This is a genomic window from Bergeyella cardium, assembly GCF_003614945.1.
GTDB lineage: Bacteria > Bacteroidota > Bacteroidia > Flavobacteriales > Weeksellaceae > Bergeyella_A > Bergeyella_A cardium.
In genome coordinates this window covers 561,378-582,166 of record NZ_QYCZ01000001.1, presented here as the reverse complement: position 1 = coordinate 582,166, position 20,789 = coordinate 561,378, and the positions used below count along the sequence as shown (strand labels likewise).

Genomic DNA, 20,789 nt, shown 5'->3' with positions numbered 1-20,789 from the left:
TGTCTCCCTCCATAGCTCATTACAATTATTAAACTCTGAGAGATAAACGAGTGTTCTACCTCATCAAAAATATTTCTTTACTTTTGCTCATTATGAATCAAAAATGGATTTACCTTCCAGAACCCAATGAAGAGGTGGTAGATGGGCTGAGCGCCTCTATCGGATTTGGGACATTGGAATCTAAAATACTTGTGCTAAGAGAGATTGATGACTATCAAAAAGCACGCGAATTCTTCAAACCTAAACTCGAAGATATACACAACCCCTTCCTGATGGCAGATATGCAGAAAGCCGTAGAGCGAATCGCTACCGCCATAGAGAATGGTGAGAAAATCCTCATCTATGGAGATTATGATGTGGATGGAACCACTGCCGTATCCTTGATGTACCTCTACCTAAGCAAAATCGTAGACAAGAAATACCTCGACTTCTATATACCCGACAGGAATTTGGAGGGCTATGGAGTCTCTACGGAGGGAATTGACTTTGCGAAGAAGAATGATTTCTCGCTCATCATCGCATTAGATTGTGGGATAAAAGCAGGAGATAAAATAGACTATGCCAATAGCTTGGGAATAGACTTCATCATTTGCGACCACCACCTGCCCAGTGATAAAATCCCCAATGCCTTTGCAGTGCTCGACCCCAAGAGAGCCGACTGCCGGTACCCCTACAAAGAACTCTCGGGATGTGGCGTAGGTTTCAAACTCTGCCAAGGACTAAACGCCATCTATAAAATCCCAGAAAATGAACTCTTCGAGCTTACCGACTTGCTTGCCATATCCATAGCAGCGGATATCGTAGCGATTACGGGAGAGAACAGGCATTTAGCAAAACTCGGGCTCAAAACCCTAAGAAAAACAAGAAAACTCGGGCTCCGCCAGCTCATCCCCAAAGAGCGGCTCTCCACCTTTGATATATCCAACATCGTTTTTGAAATCGCCCCGAAAATCAATGCCGCAGGGAGAATCTCCCACGCTAAAGCAGCCGTAGAACTGATGATTTCTGACAACCTGAAAAGTGCAAAGCACATCGTACAGGAGATTATGAATCTAAATGATGAAAGACGAGAGCTGGACATCAACTCTACATTAGAAGCGCTCCAACAGATTGAAGATACTCACCAGCAGAACAACTACTCCACCATAGTCTATAACCCCAAGTGGAACAAAGGCGTTATCGGGATTGTAGCCTCTCGGCTGATAGAGACTTACTACAAGCCTACGCTCGTCTTTACCGAAGGGAATAATGAAGAGCTGGTCGCTTCTGCCCGCTCAATATCAGATTTTGATGTGTATGAAGCATTGGATTTATGCTCCGACCTCTTCCTGAAATTCGGAGGGCATCAGGCTGCGGCAGGCCTTGTAATGGAGAAAGAAAAATTCGAGGAGTTTAAAGAGCGCTTCGAGAAAATCGTCTCCGAAAGAATAAAAGAACACCAGCGAACGCCAAGCATACAGATAGATACCATCATCCATATAGATGACCTCAACCGAGAGTTTTATAACTTCCACAGAAAACTGGCTCCTTTCGGTCCAAAGAATATGAAACCCATACTCGTTCTGAAAGACCAGAGAGTAACGGGCTTGGTAAAGACAATGGGCAAGGAAGACTACCACTTAAAATTCTACATCCGCCAAGAATCTACGGGTAAGAATATAGAATGCGTGGGCTTTAAGCTCGGGGAGTATGTAGAGAGGTTCCGCACCGAGAGTTTTGATATCGCCTTTACGGTAGAGGAAAACCACTGGAAAGGAAATGTAACCTATTACCTCAACCTTAGGGCTGTAAAATTCCACTAATCCAATATCTTTTATTTAAGCTATGAAAATAGGGCTTTTCTTCGGGTCGTTTAATCCCATACACATCGGGCATTTGATTTTAGCCAACTATATTCTGGAACATTCGGATATGGATGAGCTGTGGTTTATCATCAGTCCGCAGAATCCGTTTAAAGACAAGAAATCTCTGCTCAACGACCACTATCGCCTCGATATGGTAGAGCTCGCGATAAAGAATTATCCCAAGATGAGGGCTTCCAATATAGAATTTTCCTTACCCAAACCAAGCTATACGATAGATACGCTGGCATACCTAAAAGAGAAATACCCTACGCATTCTTTTGCTTTGATAATGGGTGAGGATAATCTCAAACACCTCCACAAGTGGAAAAACGCCAATGTATTAGTAGATAATCATCAGATTATCGTCTATCCGAGAATTTCAAATGATGAGATGGAGAGTGCTCAATTTGCCCATCACCCGAATATCCACAGGATAAAAGCACCCATAATAGAGCTTTCTGCTACCGAAATCAGAAAAATGATTAAAGAAAAAAAGAGCGTACGCCCTATGCTCCCACCAGAGGTTTTTGACTATCTTGATAAAACAGGCTTCTACGAAAATTAAACATCCCAATGAACTTTATCTATACATTCTTTTCTAAGTATCCAGACGAGCGAATCATCAAGTGGTTTAAAAAGGTCTGCACCGCCGAAGCAATCTCCTGCTTCTTGCTCTACTGCATTGCAATGGTCTGGAAACGGTACGACAGCGAAGGACTCCTCCCCACCATCTTTATCATTATTGTAGGGAATATTCACGGGCTCTTCTTCACGCTATATCTACTGCTTTGCCTCCCTGTAAGGAAAATCTTTAAATGGGATGATGAGGACTTCGTTTTTGCACTGCTCTCGGCATTCTTCCCCTTTGCTACGATATGGGTAGAAAAAAAACTCACGAGATTCAACCGTGATTAAAAAAGCGAGCTATCGGTCCTTTAACAAATATTTAATTCAAATTTATTTTTCAGTTTTATCCTAAACCTTTAATTTTGCCAAGAAAGTAAAGATGTCTATACACAACAAAATCGTAGAGGAAGCCATTACTTTTGATGATGTACTCCTCATCCCTTCGTACTCCGAAGTACTTCCGAACCAAGTTTCTCTTCAATCAAGACTTACCGACAAGATTACCCTGAACACGCCCATCGTCTCTGCAGCTATGGACACCGTAACCGAGGCAGAACTTGCCATTGCCCTTGCACGCGTAGGCGGGCTCGGTTTCATTCATAAGAATATGCCGATAGATGAGCAAGCCGCTCAGGTAAATAAGGTAAAACGCTCAGAAAACGGAATGATTTCTGACCCCGTAACCCTTACCAAAGACCATACTTTGGGCGAAGCAAAAGAACTGATGCTTCGATATAAGATTTCAGGGCTTCCTGTGGTAGATTTTAATAACAGACTGATAGGAATCATTACCAACAGAGATGTAAAATACCAAGAAGATGAATCTATAAAGGTAGAAGAACTGATGACGAAGGACAACCTCATTACCTCCGATAAGAATGCTACACTGGAAACAGCAAAGGAAATCCTCCTGAGCAACCGAGTAGAGAAGCTCCCTATCGTAGATGATGAATATCGCCTCGTAGGGCTCATCACCATAAAGGATATAGACAACCAGATGGAATACCCCAATGCCAATAAAGACAAAAACGGCAGGCTCATCGTAGGGGCTGGCGTAGGGGTAGGCGTAGATACTATGGAGCGCGTAAAAGCCCTTGTAGATGCAGGTGTAGATATCATCACCATAGACTCCGCACACGGGCATTCCAAAGGAGTGGTTGAAAAAATCCGAGAGATTCGTTCCGCGTATCCAGATTTGGATATCGTGGGCGGGAATATCGTAACCGCAGAAGCAGCAAAAGACCTCATCGATGCCGGCGCCAATGTCCTGAAAGTAGGCATTGGTCCAGGCTCCATCTGCACTACTCGAGTAGTGGCGGGTGTGGGCGTACCTCAGCTCTCCGCAATCTACAATGTCTACGAATACGCCAAAACCAGACGCGTAAGCGTTATCGCCGATGGGGGTATTAAGCTCTCTGGCGACATTGTAAAAGCCCTTGCATCGGGTGCAAATGCCGTAATGCTCGGTTCCCTCTTTGCTGGAACGGAAGAAGCTCCAGGCGAGGAAATCATCTTCCAGGGTAGAAAGTTTAAATCCTACCAAGGTATGGGGAGCCTCGCAGCGATGAGAAGAGGAGGCAAGGAAAGATACTTCCAAGCAGAAGCAAAGAAATTCGTACCCGAAGGCATAGAAGGCAGAGTGCCATACAAAGGGAAGATAGAAGATGTAGTCTTCCAGCTCGTAGGGGGCATCCGCGCGGGTATGGGCTACTGCGGCACGAAGGACATCCCTACCCTACAAACCGATAGCAAAATGGTGAAGATTACAGGCAGCGGCCTCAAAGAATCCCACCCCCACGATGTTATCATTACCCAAGAAGCACCGAACTATTCGCTATAAGCCTTAGGCGACAGGCAGTAAGCAGTAGGCTTTGCTAACAGGTATTGGCAATTAAGTTTATAATAAAAATCTACGGGCGTCCTTTCAGGACGCCCGTAGATTTTAAAGAAGATATATCTCACATTTAGTTTAAGTAATCACTTTCCACGCTCTGGGCTTACTGTCTATAGCCTACTGCAAAATCCTTACTTTTGCAAAATGAAAACTGAGAAAATCATTTTGGGGATAGACCCTGGCACTACGGTGATGGGCTTTGGTATTATTGCCATTCGAGGAGGGAGAATGTCGCTGGTCTCTATACACGAGCTTATCCTCAAAAAGTATCCTAACCACGCTACTAAACTCAAACATATCTTCGAGAAAACCCTTGCTCTTATAAATGAATATCACCCCGATGAAGTGGCTTTGGAAGCTCCTTTTTATGGTAAGAATGTACAGTCTATGCTCAAATTAGGGAGGGCACAGGGGGTGGCTATGGCAGCAAGCCTTTACCGAGATATACCGATTACAGAATACTCTCCCAAGAAGGTAAAAATGGCAATTACGGGTAATGGTAATGCCAGTAAAGAGCAGGTTGCCGCAATGCTAAAAAACCTCTTAGAGCTAAAAGAATTCCCCACCAAATACCTCGATGCTTCAGACGGACTGGCTGTGGCGGTCTGCCATTATTTCAACTCTGGAAATGCAGAAAAGGAGAAATCATACTCAGGTTGGGAAAGCTTTATCAAGCAAAATCCCGAAAGATTGAAGTAAGCAAAGAGCGTTAATTTTATATTAAAAAAGCCTATTTTAACAGAAAAGGCATAATTTTTTATACTTTTGTTTGTTGTATAAGTGTTAAATCTCTCTATTTTTATACGAAAACGAGAGTTTAAGCACAGAAGAATAGCTATTAGTCACAGTAGATGACCTGTTATGAATAAAAGATTTATACCCATTATATCGTTTCTGATGTCTGTATCGCTCATTATCTTCGTTACTTTACAAATAAAGTGGCTCAAGGAGTATTATGATGCATTAGACCAAGATTTCAGTAATAAAGTACACCTCGCACTGGAAGGCTCAGTAAAGAAAATAGAAGAAGCAGAGGTCCAGAAGTACCTCAATGAAGATTATAAAGACTTTGGAAATACGGTAATTGCCAGCAGCAAGCAGCCTTCGCTCACCACCATACAGCAAACCGAAGATTCGGCAACGAAGAAGACGATCATCTACTCCAAAAATATTATTCAAACAGAGGATATCCCGATTTCTAATAAAGGGGACAGCCTGATGCGTACCAAGCTCTTTACCGATGAGGGGATTATTGGCATTAAAACCGATAAACTCACACCTCAAATCCTTACCTCCGAGCTGAGCAATGCCCTCGGAACTGGTGAGTATGCAATGAAGGAATTCGTAAGGCTAAACGCAACCAACCTCCCCATCAGCAAGAGGGTAAATAAAGAACAGGTGCAGAAAATCATCGCTCAGGAGCTTAAACAAAATAAAGTAGATACCAGCTTTGGGTTTAGCATCTTTGATAAAAACCATAAGATGACCGATATCTTTACCAAATCCTACAAAGCAAATGAGTCTAATACCAACTACTCCCACATCCTCTTTACCGATAATCAAGGCAAGTCTATCTATACGCTATCGGTAGTCTTCCCAAGGAAAAACTTCTCTCTGTTTAAGGACAATCTGCCAATGCTTTTGGGAACCTTCCTCTCGCTTCTCACCATACTGGGGATATACATTGTATCCATTAATTATATGATGAGACAAAAGAAAATAGCGGATATTAAGACGGATTTTATCAATAATATGTCTCACGAGTTTAAGACTCCATTAGCAACCATATCCGTAGCGACCGATTCACTGGCAAATGACAGAATTGCTACCAATCCAGACAAGGTAAAATATTACTCACAACTTATAAAACAGGAGAATCTCCGAATGAAAAAGCAGGTGGAGAATGTCCTCAATATGTCTAAGCTCGAAAGAAATGAAGTAAAACTCTTCCTGAAAGAAACCAATGTACGAGAGCTTATCCTCAAAATCTCCGAATCTTTCAGGCTTATAGTTGATGAGCGCGGAGGCTCCCTCATAGAAGATTTTAATACCACAAAGTATCACTTCAAGATAGATGAATTTCACTTCTCCAATATGCTTATTAACCTCCTCGATAATGCCAATAAATACTCCCCCGAGAAGCCAGAGATAAAAATCTCTACCCGAAACGAGGGCAGCTGGTATGTCATTCAAATCTCCGATAAAGGCATCGGTATGGAAACTGAGAACAGAGGTAAGATATTTGAGAAATTCTTCCGCGAGGAAACAGGCAATATCCACAATGTAAAAGGACAAGGACTCGGACTATCTTATGTAAAAAAAATTATAGAACTGCACAAAGGGCAAATTAGTGTAGAATCCCAAAAAGGGAAAGGCTCTACCTTTACGGTAAAACTCCCAATGTAACCCAAAATAGAAATAAGTATAAAACAAAAAAGAATAGATATGAACAACAGGATTTTATTAGTAGAAGACGACCAAAGCTTCGGGGTAGTGCTAAGAGACTACCTTATGATGAACGATTTTGATGTAAACCTCGCTACCGATGGCGAGCAAGGACTAAAAGAATTTACCGAAAAGGACTATGACCTCTGCCTCTTCGATGTAATGATGCCTAAAAAAGATGGCTTCTCCCTAGCCGAAGACATCAAGAAAATGGATAAAACCACTCCCATCATCTTCCTTACGGCAAAAAATATGAGAGAAGATATCCTCAAAGGCTATCAAATAGGAGCCGATGACTACATTACAAAACCATTTGACACCGAGCTCCTCCTCTACAAGATTAAGGCAATGCTCCAGCGCAGTGCAGCAGTAGAAACAGAAGAGCAGGAACAGTTTAAGTTTAGCAACATCTACTTCGATTCTATGATGAGGCACCTCAGAGTGCACGACGAAGAGCACAAACTCTCCCCAAAAGAAAACGAACTCCTCAAGCTCCTCTGCATCCATAGAAATGATTTTATGCCAAGAGAACTCGCCCTTAGGAAAATCTGGAAGAAAGAGAACTACTTCACCGCAAGGAGTATGGATGTCTACATCGCTAAGCTAAGGAAGTACCTCCGGCCAGACGAAGGGTTAGAAATCATCAATGTACACGGCGAAGGTTTTAGGCTTTTAGTAAAGAATTAATACAGCAAGCAGTATGGGGAAAAATAAATTAGCCAGATTTGCGGAAAACAAAACCCTTCCCAATGTAATACAACCCACAAGAGACGAAGCACTCAGCGGCTTCCACCTCAAAGGAAAATGGAGAGCAGAGCATTTCAAAAACGCTAATCCTATCGTATTAGAGCTCGGTTGCGGGAAGGGCGAGTACTCCGTAGGGCTTGCAAAAGCATTTCCAGAGAAGAACTTTATCGGCTTAGATATAAAAGGAGCGAGATTCTGGTTCGGAGCAAAAGAAGCAATACAGGAAAACATAAACAATGTGGCCTTCCTGAGAACTCAAATAGAGCTTATCGACTGCTTCTTCGAGGAAAATGAAGTAGATGAAATCTGGATCACCTTTCCAGACCCGCAAATAAAATACAGGCGTACGAAGCACAGGCTTACCCACCCCGACTTCCTCTCTCGATACAAGAAAATCCTGAAACCAGATGGGATAATCCACCTCAAAACCGACTCCGAATTCCTGCACGGATATACTTTGGGGCTTCTCCAAGGGCTCGGCTGCGAAATCCTCACCGCCCATCACGACATCTATGGAGCGATAGAATACGAGCCCGATACCCCTCTCCTTCGGGGTATTCAAACCCACTACGAGGAGCTCTTCTCCGCAAAAGGGAAACTCATCACCTACATAAAATTCCGATTGTAATATAAAATAAGCCTCTCTAAAATAGAGCAAGTAGCCTTGATATCTTGCTTTTGGGTCTGTCTTAAGAAACTCGAGGGTGAAAATCATCAATCAGCAAGGCATTATAGAGTTTGATAATTTTAATACCCCTGATGAAAAGGCTAGCTGGGGATATGGGCTACAAAAAAATCTAAAAGCCTATATGGTGTATTTCTTTGGAGGTAAATTAAACTGTATAGACTACGGGCTTATCTACTTATTTATAAAACCCAAGACACCCCATCAGATGAAAATACTTTTCCTCCCAAGCTATGATATCACAACCCAAGATTGCAGGGATTTCAAAACAACCCTACCTTCTGGAAAAGGATTTACCCTAACCAAACAATAGAGCCTCTATTCTAAATCCATAATATTTCGCAAGAAAATTATAAGTTTATCTATTAAAAAAGGGGGTCTTAGACCACTTTTTTTAATATTTAATTCCGCGCATTGTGTTTGAAATAAAATTCTTGTGTATTTGATTATAAACAACCCTGTTTGTAATCAAATACTCTTGTAGGTAAAGGCAAACAACCCTGTTTGTGATTAAATACTCGTGTAGGTAAGGACAAACAACCCTGTTTGTAATAAAATACACGAGTATTTTTGCACGCGCAATATGGGGGAAATCAAATACTTGAAAAGTTGATGGATTTTAGTAAGAAATCTGATATTATTCGTAAAGAAAATAGAATTTTACAAGAAGAAACATGATTTCGCGAGAGAAAAGGGAGCAGAAAGCCACAAAAAACGGCACTCATTTTTGGAGATGAGTACCAAAATTATTGTATATTTGCACCGCTGGCTCCATAGTTCAACGGATAGAATAGAAGTTTCCTAAACTTTAGATCCAAGTTCGATTCTTGGTGGAGCTACTGAGATTTAACTAAATAAGGATAAAAAGTCGGCTAAAAATTTTATCATTATTTCAAAAATTATCTGTACCATAGCGTGCGGATTTTTTTTGTTTTAGGAGGGAGGTGGTTTGCCTCCCTGCGTGTTTAAATCATTCATTTCGTTTGTTTTCATCAGCTTTTCTACTGATAATATCATCAATATCAATGTTGAGAGAATCGAGGATTTTCTCTGCCTGCTCTATGCTGTGGGCTTTGTGATTGATGCGGATTTCATTCGGTCGGTCGCTGTTGTATTCCACTTTTGTCCCATTAATATTAAAGCTGGAAACTTCCTTGTATTCCGAATTATTTTCAATATTTCCCTCCGTATTGTTGAAATAATCATCAAAATCTTTATCAATTATTATATTCTTTGTATTAGACGGCGGCAGTATGGTCATTGATTTAGGGACTACGAGCTCATACCTCACACTATACCTTCGGAAACGGTCTTCGTAGGAGTATTTCAGGTAGTTAGGCAAAGAAATCCTATTATCCAAAATCTCGATAGGCACCGAAATTTTTATCGGTTGGTTGTAACCATAGGCTTTCTTTTTGATGATTAAGTAAGGCAGGGTGGCATCTTCCTTCCTGCTAATGGATACATAAGGGCGGTCGCTGTCATAAATCATTTTCTTATCAGAAAATATTCTCCCGCCGTTATACCCCTTGAAATTCTGGGGGATTTCTATCTTCTTCTCCTCTATATAAAGGGTATCTGAGGGGGTATTAATCATCACTTCTTCGGTTTCGATCTTATCACCACTGAAGGAAAAGCCCTGCGTAGTCTTATAAATAGAGAAGCCCGTAAATACCGATATCGCACAAAGAGAGAGGAATAGCACGAGGATAACCCCACCGATATTTTTGTACTGAATATGCGGAGCAAAGAGTTTTGACGCCACATAGCCGAACATAATAGCAGGAATAAGGGCGGATAAAACAATGATAGAGCCGATGAGATAGAGATTGGTATCGCTCCCAAAATAAAATTCAAAATCTTCAATAGGCGCTGTATTGAGGCTAAAAATCACCGAAAAACCAACAACTACCCCAACGATGCAAGTCACAGAAATCGCTGCAAATACAAAGCCTATGAGGTAACTGAGCACCTTGAGCATACTGGTAGCAATGGTATTGATTGTACTCTTATTCTGATTGTAGAAATCACCCGCTTTCCGAGAAGAATCATTCACAAACTGAAAGATTTTAGTGGATTCTTCCTTTATATTATCAAAATTGAGGGGCTTTCCGTGCATTTTCAAAAAATCCGAAGCGGTCTTTGCCTCTGGGAGTACAATCCACAAAATAATGTATATCAACACTACAAACGAAGTGGAAATATAGACTGTGAAGATTCCCATTACGGCAAAAAACAGCCAAATTGCCCTCATAATGCTCACATCCATCCCCATATAATGCGCCAAACCTGCGCATACCCCTGCAATCTTTGCTTTTTCAGGGTCTCGGAAGAGTTGTCTCTTGTATCCAGAGTAATTTTCTGATGATTTGCCCTTGGCTGTGCTTTCGGAGTAATACATTTCTTCCTGCTCACCAATGGTTTCAGGACTCCCGAGCTGGTCTATAACCTTTTCTACATCTGCGGTACTCACCACCTCTCTTTTTCCTAAAGTTTCCCTAAAAATCTCTACAATTCGGATTTCTATATCGTTCATTACCTCTTCTACTTCCTCTTTTTCCATAGAATTTCTAAGGGCGGAGAGGTAGTCGCTAAGTTTTATATACGCGTGCTCTTCTATTACGAAAGAATAGCCTGCCAGTGCTATTGATAAAGTCTTGTTCATTTTTGAATGGATTTATAGATTATTATTGTTTGTGATTTTATTTACCGAGCGAGTGAGCTCATTCCAAGTGTTTTGTAATTCTAAGAGGAAAGCCTTCCCCTTTTCCGTAATCTGATAATATTTTCTTGGGGGACCGCTTGTGGATTCTTCCCATCGATAGGAGAGAAATTCTCCATTTTTCAATCTCGTCAGTAAGGGATAAAGTGTGCCTTCTACGACATCTAACTGTCCATTCCTTAATTCCTCCATCAAGTCTGATACATACATTTCCTTCTGATTAATCAAACTCAAAATGCAGAACTCCAGAATACCCTTACGCATTTGTGCTTTAGTATTTTCTGTATTCATTTTTCATTCAGTTTTATTATTTTCAAATCTTAACAAAGCAAAGATATAAATAAAATATGGTATTATGTATTACAAAGTAATGAAAAAGTTTAGTATTTATTTATAAATTACTGTTTTTCAAATGAATTATTTTTTAGTTTTATTTATCCCACACTTGATTGGAAATAAATTTTCTCAATATTTGAGCAAAATAAAAAGGCTATTCAAATATTGAATAGCCTTCTAAAGATATAAATTCAATGATTAATTTAAAGCTCTAAGCCTCTTCTTTCATCGCCACCGAGGAGGAGCTCTACTGGGTTATCAATAGCTTCTTTTACCGCTACCAAGAAACCTACGGACTCCCTACCGTCGATAATTCTGTGGTCATAAGATAATGCCAAGTACATCATTGGGCGGATTTCTACTTTACCATCTACCGCTACAGGTCTTTGGATAATATTGTGCATACCTAAAATAGCAGACTGAGGAGGATTGATAATCGGAGTGGAAAGCATAGAACCGAAAGTACCTCCATTGGTAATAGTGAATGTACCTCCCGTCATTTCATCAACGGTGATTTTACCGTCTCTTACTTTGGTAGCAAGGTCTTTAATCCCTGCTTCTACACCTCGGAAAGACATATTCTCTGCATTTCTAAGTACAGGAACCATTAATCCCTTAGGCCCAGAAACCGCAATAGAGATATCGCAGAAGTCATAATTTACTTTGAAATCTCCATCAATGGAAGCATTTACATCTGGGTAAAGCTGTAAAGCTCTGGTAACCGCCTTGGTGAAGAAAGACATAAAGCCAAGACCTACGCCATGCTTAGCAGCAAATTCTTCCTTATAGAGTTTTCTTAGCCTAAAGATTTCGGACATATCTACCTCATTGAAAGTAGTAAGCATAGCGGTTTCATTTTTAACGGAAACCAATCTTGCTGCTAATTTTCTTCTCAGTACGGAGAGTTTAGTCGTCGTTACATTTCTTGAGCCATTTGTAGCAGGGGTACCCATAGCAGGAACGGCAGCGGTTTCTGCATCATACTTGGTGATTCTGCCGTCTTTACCTGTTCCTTTTACGGAAGCAGGGTCTATACCTCTTTCGTCTAATACTTTTTTAGCTGCTGGCGAAGGCGTACCTGTAGCATAAGTAGTAGCTGCTGCTGGTTTTTCTTCTACTTTTGGAGTTTCTGGTTTTGGAGCTTCTGCAGCTGGTTTTTCTTCAGTTTTAGGAGCTTCGGAAGAACCACCAGCAGGTTTTGCAGCACTCATATCTATTAAGCAAACAATCTGACCTACTTGTACTGTATCTCCTTCTTCTGCTTTTAGAGTAATGATACCACTCTCCTCGGCAGGTAATTCCAAAGTAGCTTTATCAGAATCTACTTCTGCGATAGGCTGATCTTTTTCTACATAATCACCATCTTTTACTAACCAAGTTGCAATTTCTACTTCTGTAATAGATTCCCCTGGTGATGGAACCTTCATTTCTAATACTGACATTATTATTCTTTTTTTTATTACTAATTAATTCCAAATACGCTATTGATTACTCCTTGTTGATTTTTCTCAAACATTTTATGGCTACCTGGAGCAGGCGAACCACTTGGTGCAGGTGCTATGACCTGAATACCTGTATCTCTGAGGTGACGGAGGATATAAGCCCACGCACCCATATTCTCTGGCTCTTCCTGTGCCCAGATGAGGTCCTTTCTCTTTGAATATTTATTAAGAATTTCTTCCAACTGATTATTTTGAAGAGGATAAAGCTGCTCCAATCTTACCAATGCTACACTTTCTGCTTTTAATTCTTCTTTTTTTGCTAATAGCTCATAGTATAGCTTACCAGAGCAGAGGACGAGCCTTTTCACTTTTGAAGGATTTGCTGTAGCATCATCTATAATCGGTTGGAACTGTCCGTTTGCCAACTCAGTTAATGAAGAAACCGCTTTCGGATGTCTGAGCAATGATTTCGGAGACATTACGACCAATGGTTTTCTAAAATTCCACTTGAGCTGTCTTCTCAGGATATGGAAGAAATTGGCAGGTGTAGTACAATTGGCCACAACGATGTTCTCATTTGCAGTAAGCCCGAGGAATCGTTCTAACCTTGCGGAAGAGTGCTCGGCGCCCTGACCTTCGTAGCCGTGAGGGAGGAGCATTACCAAGCCGTTCTGCATTTTCCATTTTTCTTCTGCAGCTACTAAATACTGGTCTATCACGATTTGAGCTCCATTGACGAAATCCCCGAACTGTGCCTCCCAGATGGTAAGCCTATTGGGACTTGCCATAGCATAACCGTAATCAAAACCGAGTACGCCGTACTCAGAGAGGAGGGAATTATAGGCTTCAAACCTCGCATCAGAGATGTGATTGAGTGGAGAATACTCTTCTTCTGTATCTTCGGTTTTAAGAACAGCGTGTCTGTGGGAGAAAGTACCTCGCTCGACATCTTCGCCAGAGATTCTAACGCTATGCCCTTCGGAAAGTAAGGTAGCGTAAGCCAGCCACTCCCCTATTGCCCAATCAATGGCATCATTATCTATCATTTTAAGGCGAGCCTCAAAGAGACGGGTAATTTTGCTGAGGAATTTTTTATCAGCAGGGAGGGTAGACATTTTCACTGCCAAGTCTTTTAGCTTAGCTAAGTCGTACTGAGTATTTACGGGCTTTTGAATTTCTCCTTTGGTGTATGAATAAGATTTCCAGGTCTCATTCATAAAGATGTCCATTTTATTTTTTTCTATTTCTTTTGAAGCATCAAAGTCTTTATCGAGGAGTTCTTTAAACTCTGCTTCCATTTGCTTGAGAACTTCATCTGAAAGGACGCCTTCGGATTTAAGAACTGCTTTATAAATCTCTCTTGGGTTTGGATGTTTAGAGATAATTTTATAGAGCTGAGGCTGAGTAAATCTCGGCTCGTCTCCCTCATTGTGCCCATACTTTCTGTATCCTAAAAGATCAATATAAACATCTTTGCCAAACTTTGCACGGAATTCTGCAGCGAAATGGAGAGCGTGTACTACTGCTTCTACATCATCCGCATTAATATGGAGGACAGGCGATGAAGTTACTTTCGCGATATCTGTACTATATATGGAAGAACGAGAGTCGAGATAGTTTGTAGTAAATGCCACCTGGTTATTCACTACGATATGTACAGTACCCCCTGTTTTATAACCATCGAGCGTCATCATTTGGGCAACTTCATATACGATGCCCTGACCTGCGATAGCGCCATCTCCGTGGATAACGATAGGGAGAACTTTATGGTAATCGTGATAAGTATTATCAATTTTCGAACGGCTGATGCCCTCTACGAGCGAAGCAACGGTCTCCAAGTGGGAAGGATTCGGCACGAGATTAATGACAACCTCTTTACCCTCTGGAGTCTTCGTCGTATGAGTAGCGCCCAAGTGATATTTAACATCGCCGGAGAAAACATCTTCAAACTCCTTACCTTCGAACTCGGAGAAAATCTGTTTGTAGGACTTCCCGAAGATATTGGAGAGCACGCTGAGACGACCACGGTGTGCCATACCTAAAACGACCTCTTCTACGCCTAAATGTGCGGATTTAGAAATCAGCTGGTCGAGGGCAGGGATGAGAGATTCATTACCCTCTAATGAAAATCTTTTCTGACCGACGAATTTTGTATTCAGATAGTTCTCAAAAGCTACAGCCTGGTTGAGTTTTCTAAGGATATTGACCTTTTCATCTGCGGATAGGCTTGGGTGGTTATTATTCACTTGAAGAAAAGCCTTGACGAAGTTTCTTTCTTCTATGCTATGAATGTGCATATACTCTACACCGATAGAATCGCAGTAGATGGTCTGTAATCTATCAATAATTTGCTGGAGTGTGGCAGCACCCGGAAGTCCTATTTCAATAGCGCAGTCAAATTTTCGGTTTAAATCTGCATTTGATAAGCCAAAATTCTCAATAGCGAGTGTAGGGGCGTATTTTCTTCTTTCTCTTACGGGATTGGTTTTTGTGAAGAGGTGGCCTCTGGTTCTGTATGCTTCGATAAGGTCTATGACTTTAAACTCTCTGCGGATATCTTCTGGGATTTCTCCATTGGCGGAAGCGTTTGAAACCTGCTGTACGATGGTAGTGGTACTTACGGGAGCTTGGGAGTAGCTTTCTTCGTCTCCATAGTTTTCTAAAGCAAAATCAAAGCCTTGAAAAAAGGCTTTCCACGAAGGCTCTAATGAGTCTGGATACTTTCTGTACTGCTGATATAAATCCTCAATAAACTGCGAATGTGCAGCGTTCAAAAATGAAAATCTGTCCATTATTTCTGGTCTATATTAATCTTAATTTAGATGTTGCACAAAGTTAGAAAAATTTAGGTATTCTGCTCCAAATAATTAAAATATTTTTCTTCTAAGGCTTAACCTATTGAAGAATTGCAAATTATACTTATTTCTTTCCTTAGCTTTAATAAAAAACTCTGGCTTTTGGAGATGCCAGAGCTTACGATATAGATAACCAAAACTCGAAATTAGGAGTTGAGGAGGATTGCGGCTTCTTTTGCGGCGTAAGTAAAAATGATATCGGCGCCCGCTCGTTTGATGGAGGTAAGACTTTCTATGATGGCTTTATCATTATCGAGCCAGCCGTTTTGCGCAGCGGCTTTTATCATTGCATATTCGCCGCTTACATTATAGACGGCGATGGGGAGGTCTATCGCATCTCGTACTTTGGAGACGATGTCTAAGTAGGGCAGCCCCGGTTTAATCATAATGATGTCTGCGCCTTCGTCTATGTCTTTAAAGACTTCGTTGAGTGCTTCGCGGGAGTTGTGGAAATCCATTTGATAAGTTTTTTTATCCTTTGGAATCTCAGTATGTGCCTTAGGGGCGGAGTCTAATGCCGATCTGAAAGGTCCGTAGAAGGAACTTGCGTATTTTGCGGCATAACTGAGGATGCCGACATTGGGAAAGCCATTCTCCTCAAGGGCTTGGCGGATGACGGCGACTCTGCCATCCATCATATCGCTGGGAGCGACGATATCGGCGCCAGATTGGGCGAGGGAAACGGACATTTTTGCGAGGGCTTCATTGGTAGCATCGTTATCTACTTGTCCATTAGTAATAATACCATCGTGCCCATAGATGGAGTATGGGTCTAGCGCGACATCTGGCATTAGAATCATCTGAGGGATGGCATTTTTTATGGCTTTAATGGTGTTTTGCATTAGTCCATCGGGGTTATAGGCCTCTTTGCCTGTATTATCTTTTAGATTTTCTGGGACTTTCATATAGAGATTGACGGCTTTTATGCCTAAGGAGTAGAGCTCTTGGCATTCTTTTACGGTGAGGTCTATGCTTCGCCTGAAAATACCGGGCATAGAGGGGATGGGCTCTTGTTTATTCTGCCCCTCCATAACGAAGAGGGGCATAACAAAGTCATTGGTAGTGAGGGTGGTCTCTTGCACGAGGCTTCTGAGGCTCTGGTGCATTCTGAGGCGGCGGTTTCTAGAGTGTATAATCATTTTTTGGAATAGTATTTGTAAAAGTGTGGCAAAGTTAATCATAGATTTTCAGTTAAGATCTATTGCAGATTAATTTGATTTTAAATACTTTTGTCCAAATTAAATACAAAACCACAATATGCTGAAACATTTATCTTATATTATACTTTTCACTTTTTCAGTGTCTGCTTCTGCACAGCAAGGACTTGGTGTAAAGGGAGATGATGGTCTCTTGATAGCTTACCCCAACCCTACGAAAGACTATATAATGCTAAAAACTAAAAATCCAAATCAGAAAATAAAATCGGTAACTTTCTACTCAATACTCGGCATGCAGGTAGCTGAATACAGCATAAATTCCCCATACACTGAGCTACAACTCGATAAAATGAAATCCGGCAAATACCTGCTGAGATACACTCTGAGCGATAACACACAGAAAGTAATGCAGATTATAAAACAGTAAAATATTATTGATTAAAAAAATTTCCTTGGAACTTTTTCTAAGGAAGTTTTTTTACTTAGGAGTTCTAGCTAAATTACTAAAAATTTGTATAAGCTAAGACCATTCTGTTCTGTCATATTTTGTGTATTTGTACATTGTGTATGTCCATTTGCAAATGGTCTTGTTTTTAATCTTTTATAGCTCTTGTGCTTTATAATAATATATAGTATTGTTATACATATACATTATACGAATTTTACATTTTTTATCATTGTGTGATTTATAATAAATTATAAATTTTAACATTTCTAATAGATATACTAAATAAACAATACCGAATTTTGATTTTATGAAAAAAACAGACATCTATAGACTATTACCAATGATAATAGGAATCTTTGGTTTTGGATACTACTATTATCACTCTGTTTATTGTAATAGTAAATACTTCGTAGACAATGCTGTAAATACAAAAATTATTAGAGTATATAACTATGCTAATAAATCTTTACAATTTTATTATACAGACAGGTATTGTATCACTACATCCTCAACAAGTGGAGACACATTAATCATTGGAGATTCTATATCTAAAAAAGCAAATTCCCCAATATTTAATATTTATAGAAAAAATAAAGACAATGGTAAATATAAATTTCATAAACATTATGAATGGAAGAATATTGATCTCTATTTTTAAATCTCATCATCTATCAATATCCATAAATAGAAACCTTTACAGTAGGAATATAATATTAGGATAAGGCAGTATTTGAAATGAAACAGTTCGATCACTTGTTATCCATTGAAGATGTTGATATTTAACTAAATAGGATCTAAATTCAAGTAGATGATTTAGTAAGCTCCCTATATAGTATATAAAGCATTTACCATTTTATCCAAAGCTTTTTGTATTTCAGAAAGTTGAATCTCTAATTCCCTTTCTGAAATCAAGTTATTAAATTGTTGTTTCTTCGTACTTAAAGCATTATTGAACAATTCTTTAAATGATTTTAATTGGTCATCAGTTGGTATGATAATAGGTAATTGTCTAGCATTATTTATTTGAAAAGTTTGTGTATTGTTAATAAAATCGTTAACATAAAAACTTGTAAAACAAGAATTTATTAAATAAACTATAAAGAATGTGAGGATATTATCCATTAAAGAATATAAACTCATACTTTTCACATCATTTATTGTTTTTAACTTTAAACGGTATTTTAGAAAAGTTGTATTTATATCAGTCCAGCAAAATCCCTCATTTAAATGAGGCTTTTATAATGGGAATAATTATAATCTGTACCACAAAAGAGTATTACTTCTAAGTAGTTGAATTATATTCTCTATATGAAATTAAGACTATCTTATGATTTTTTTATTAAGTTATTAAATAAGAAGAGTATGAGACTTCCTTTTGGTCTTAGCCATAATTTATCCTTAGTTTTGCTAATATTTATTTACATTAATGAAAAAGTCTATCTTATTTATAGCAGATAAACCTGATTGGGCTTATCACAACATCATAAAAGTTTGGACAGAATTATTATCAGAATACAATTGTTACATAGCTTTTACAAAAGATTACTCTATTAGAGCTAAAAAATTTAGTCTTATAGATATACTCAAAAATAAATTTAGCCAATTAAAATCTTCTCCGGTAAAGTATAAGATTCATTCATCAAGAAAGTATTCTTATCCTGTATATAAGGAAGTTCCAGTATATGAAGTATTCTCTGGAAAGAAAGTGAGTCTTACACATTTTGACATTACTATTGAATTAGCTTATTATTTCCAATATACAGCAGAATTCCCCTTTACAGCAGATAAGAAGTATGTAGGCTTATTTACAGATTGCTACCCTCACGAAGGACCATCTTACGACTTCAAAAATAATGTAGACCTTAAAACTCTAAATAGAGAGGATTTTTTTAAAAGATATATCAGTCACTATAATGGACTAATTGCAGGGAGTTATAATCTATACAATGACTATAAAAAAATTTAATTTTCCTATTGCTCTATCAAATGCCATATACAAAGCCGATAAATTTGTAGAGAATAATAATATAGGAGATAATGAATATCTCACTATTGGCTGGACAGGTACTCCTGACAGAGAAATGAAAGGCTTCCGAAGTATAATAGAACCCGCTATAAAAGAACTCCAAGATGATGGCTTTAATATAAAACTTAAAACAAAATTCTCTGGTAGCTATGATGATTTATTAACCTTCTACACCGATGTAGATTTAGTAGTAATCGCTTCCTCAGCAGATACTGGTCCCTCTCTATTTGCCGAAGCCTCCTTATGTAAAGTCCCAAGTATATCAACTAAAATAGGCTTTCCTAATTCCGTTATCAATGATGGTAAAAACGGATTGTTTATCAATAGAGATAAAGGAGAACTAAAACAAGCTATCATCAAACTCTATAATGATAGAGCTTTATTAAAGAAATTCTCCAGCAATATAAAGCAAGATTTCCTTCGTTTATTTAGTAATGAAATTTTAATACATAACCTAAAAGATTTTTTAAACCAATGATACCCGTTACAAAACCTTTTTTACCTCCGAAAGAAGAATATACAAAATACCTTGATGGCATCTGGATGCGCCAATGGCTCACCAATATGGGGCCGCTCGCCAGCCAACTGGAAATGGAACTGAAAGATTACCTCAACCTAAGCCATCTGCTATTTGTAACCAATGGTACGGTAGCCATCCAAATGGCAATAAAGGCACTCAACATTACAGGTGAGGTCATCACTACGCCTTTCTCTTTCGTAGCAACGACAAGCAGCATCGTTTGGGAAGGATGTACGCCCGTTTTTGTGGATATCTGCCCACAATCCCTCTGCATAGATGCCGATAAAATAGAAGCTGCCATCACAGAAAATACAGAGGCCATCCTCGCTACCCATGTCTATGGAAACCCTTGCGATGTAGTGAAGATAGAAGCTATTGCTAAAAAGCACCATCTGAAAGTTATCTACGATGCGGCTCACGCTTTCGGAGTAAAGGTAAATGGAAAATCTATTTTTGAATATGGAGATATCTCTACCTGCTCACTCCATTCTACTAAACTTTATCATTCGGTAGAGGGTGGTTTAGTCGTTACAAAAGACTCAGAACTCTTAAAGAAACTGGCATATATCCGTAATTTTGGGATTTCAGGCTTTGATTCTTTCTCAGAATTGGGGCTAAATGGTAAGAACTCCGAGTTCCACGCAGCTATGGGACTTGCCAATTTAAAATATACAGAAGCTATCCATAACAAACGAAAAGCCCTCTCCCAATGCTATGATGACAAGCTAAAAAACCTTAAAGCAACCAAAATCAAATGGCATAAGGAGGCAACTGAAAACTACGCCTACTACCCCATCCTATTAGAATCGGAAGAGCTTCTACTCAAAATAAAAAAGGAACTTGATACCTGCGAAATCTTCACCCGTAGATATTTCTACCCGAGCTTGGCATCTTCCCTGCCCTATCTCCCAAAACTCGAGCTACCCATCACCGAAGACATCTCCCGAAGAGTCCTCTGCCTACCTCTCTACTTTGATTTAACAGAGGAAGAAATAGACTATATCTCAAGACTAATGCTTAGAATTCAAAACAATTAATAAT

General features: G+C 39.5%; 20 protein-coding genes and 1 tRNA gene. 15 read left to right on the top strand and 6 right to left on the bottom strand.

What is annotated here, in order from left to right; translation table 11 throughout:
* Positions 1–92: 92 nt before the first annotated feature.
* The 10 genes from recJ (at position 93) to D8991_RS02595 (ending at position 9,081) form a co-directional block, all read left to right on the top strand.
* Positions 93–1,802 (top strand): single-stranded-DNA-specific exonuclease RecJ, encoded by a 1,710-nt coding sequence (gene recJ, locus D8991_RS02640; RefSeq protein ID WP_120488642.1) that lies wholly within the window; start codon positions 93–95, stop codon positions 1,800–1,802.
* A gap of 22 nt (positions 1,803–1,824) precedes the next feature.
* Positions 1,825–2,409, top strand: coding sequence for a nicotinate (nicotinamide) nucleotide adenylyltransferase (gene nadD, locus D8991_RS02635; RefSeq protein WP_120488641.1), 585 nt, complete (start codon positions 1,825–1,827; stop codon positions 2,407–2,409).
* Positions 2,410–2,417: 8 nt separating this feature from the next.
* Complete coding sequence (locus D8991_RS02630; RefSeq protein ID WP_120488640.1) at positions 2,418–2,759, top strand: DUF3817 domain-containing protein; 342 nt, start codon at positions 2,418–2,420, stop codon at positions 2,757–2,759.
* 91 nt (positions 2,760–2,850) lie between these two features.
* Positions 2,851–4,311 (top strand): IMP dehydrogenase, encoded by a 1,461-nt coding sequence (guaB, locus tag D8991_RS02625; RefSeq protein WP_120488639.1) that lies wholly within the window; start codon positions 2,851–2,853, stop codon positions 4,309–4,311.
* 198 nt (positions 4,312–4,509) lie between these two features.
* A complete protein-coding gene (gene ruvC / locus D8991_RS02620) occupies positions 4,510–5,064 on the top strand; it encodes a crossover junction endodeoxyribonuclease RuvC (protein ID WP_120488638.1) in 555 nt (184 codons plus the stop codon).
* A 162-nt stretch (positions 5,065–5,226) separates the two neighbouring features.
* Positions 5,227–6,771, top strand: coding sequence for a sensor histidine kinase (locus tag D8991_RS02615; protein WP_120488637.1), 1,545 nt, complete (start codon positions 5,227–5,229; stop codon positions 6,769–6,771).
* 39 nt (positions 6,772–6,810) lie between these two features.
* The gene (locus D8991_RS02610; RefSeq protein WP_120488636.1) at positions 6,811–7,497 is read left to right on the top strand and encodes a response regulator transcription factor; all 687 of its coding nucleotides are present in this window, start codon (positions 6,811–6,813) and stop codon (positions 7,495–7,497) included.
* 13 nt (positions 7,498–7,510) lie between these two features.
* Positions 7,511–8,185, top strand: a complete 675-nt coding sequence (gene trmB, locus D8991_RS02605; protein WP_120488635.1) for a tRNA (guanosine(46)-N7)-methyltransferase TrmB — start codon at positions 7,511–7,513, stop codon at positions 8,183–8,185.
* Between the two features lie 76 nt (positions 8,186–8,261).
* Positions 8,262–8,555: a hypothetical protein gene (locus D8991_RS02600; protein WP_120488634.1), complete on the top strand. Its 294-nt coding sequence runs from the start codon at positions 8,262–8,264 to the stop codon at positions 8,553–8,555.
* 454 nt (positions 8,556–9,009) lie between these two features.
* Positions 9,010–9,081, top strand: a tRNA-Arg gene (locus D8991_RS02595).
* A 131-nt stretch (positions 9,082–9,212) separates the two neighbouring features.
* Here D8991_RS02595 and D8991_RS02590 read toward each other — a convergent pair.
* From D8991_RS02590 to hemB, 5 genes are all read right to left on the bottom strand, one after another.
* Positions 9,213–10,907, bottom strand: coding sequence for a PspC domain-containing protein (locus D8991_RS02590; protein ID WP_120488633.1), 1,695 nt, complete (start codon positions 10,905–10,907; stop codon positions 9,213–9,215).
* A 12-nt stretch (positions 10,908–10,919) separates the two neighbouring features.
* Positions 10,920–11,255, bottom strand: coding sequence for a PadR family transcriptional regulator (locus D8991_RS02585; protein WP_120488632.1), 336 nt, complete (start codon positions 11,253–11,255; stop codon positions 10,920–10,922).
* Between the two features lie 248 nt (positions 11,256–11,503).
* Complete coding sequence (odhB, locus tag D8991_RS02580; RefSeq protein WP_120488631.1) at positions 11,504–12,742, bottom strand: 2-oxoglutarate dehydrogenase complex dihydrolipoyllysine-residue succinyltransferase; 1,239 nt, start codon at positions 12,740–12,742, stop codon at positions 11,504–11,506.
* A gap of 20 nt (positions 12,743–12,762) precedes the next feature.
* Complete coding sequence (locus D8991_RS02575) at positions 12,763–15,534, bottom strand: 2-oxoglutarate dehydrogenase E1 component (RefSeq protein WP_120488630.1); 2,772 nt, start codon at positions 15,532–15,534, stop codon at positions 12,763–12,765.
* Between the two features lie 209 nt (positions 15,535–15,743).
* Complete coding sequence (gene hemB, locus D8991_RS02570) at positions 15,744–16,736, bottom strand: porphobilinogen synthase (protein ID WP_120488629.1); 993 nt, start codon at positions 16,734–16,736, stop codon at positions 15,744–15,746.
* 118 nt (positions 16,737–16,854) lie between these two features.
* Between hemB and D8991_RS02565 the strand changes: the two genes are divergently transcribed.
* On the top strand, positions 16,855–17,181 hold the full coding sequence (locus tag D8991_RS02565) for a T9SS type A sorting domain-containing protein (protein WP_120488628.1): 327 nt from the start codon (positions 16,855–16,857) through the stop codon (positions 17,179–17,181).
* A 328-nt stretch (positions 17,182–17,509) separates the two neighbouring features.
* Positions 17,510–17,860, top strand: coding sequence for a hypothetical protein (locus tag D8991_RS02560; RefSeq protein ID WP_160223788.1), 351 nt, complete (start codon positions 17,510–17,512; stop codon positions 17,858–17,860).
* Between the two features lie 167 nt (positions 17,861–18,027).
* Here D8991_RS02560 and D8991_RS02555 read toward each other — a convergent pair whose 3' ends face one another.
* Positions 18,028–18,351: a hypothetical protein gene (locus tag D8991_RS02555; protein WP_160223789.1), complete on the bottom strand. Its 324-nt coding sequence runs from the start codon at positions 18,349–18,351 to the stop codon at positions 18,028–18,030.
* A 277-nt stretch (positions 18,352–18,628) separates the two neighbouring features.
* Between D8991_RS02555 and D8991_RS02550 the strand changes: the two genes are divergently transcribed.
* From D8991_RS02550 to D8991_RS02540, 3 genes are read left to right on the top strand one after another with little or no spacing between them, the layout of a single operon-like run.
* The gene (locus tag D8991_RS02550) at positions 18,629–19,168 is read left to right on the top strand and encodes a hypothetical protein (RefSeq protein WP_120488625.1); all 540 of its coding nucleotides are present in this window, start codon (positions 18,629–18,631) and stop codon (positions 19,166–19,168) included.
* A complete protein-coding gene (locus D8991_RS02545; RefSeq protein ID WP_120488624.1) occupies positions 19,149–19,706 on the top strand; it encodes a glycosyltransferase in 558 nt (185 codons plus the stop codon). Before D8991_RS02550 ends, D8991_RS02545 begins: the two co-directional genes overlap by 20 nt.
* A complete protein-coding gene (locus D8991_RS02540) occupies positions 19,703–20,785 on the top strand; it encodes a DegT/DnrJ/EryC1/StrS family aminotransferase (protein WP_120488623.1) in 1,083 nt (360 codons plus the stop codon). The genes D8991_RS02545 and D8991_RS02540 overlap by 4 nt, the downstream gene beginning before the upstream one ends.
* Positions 20,786–20,789 lie beyond the last annotated feature (4 nt).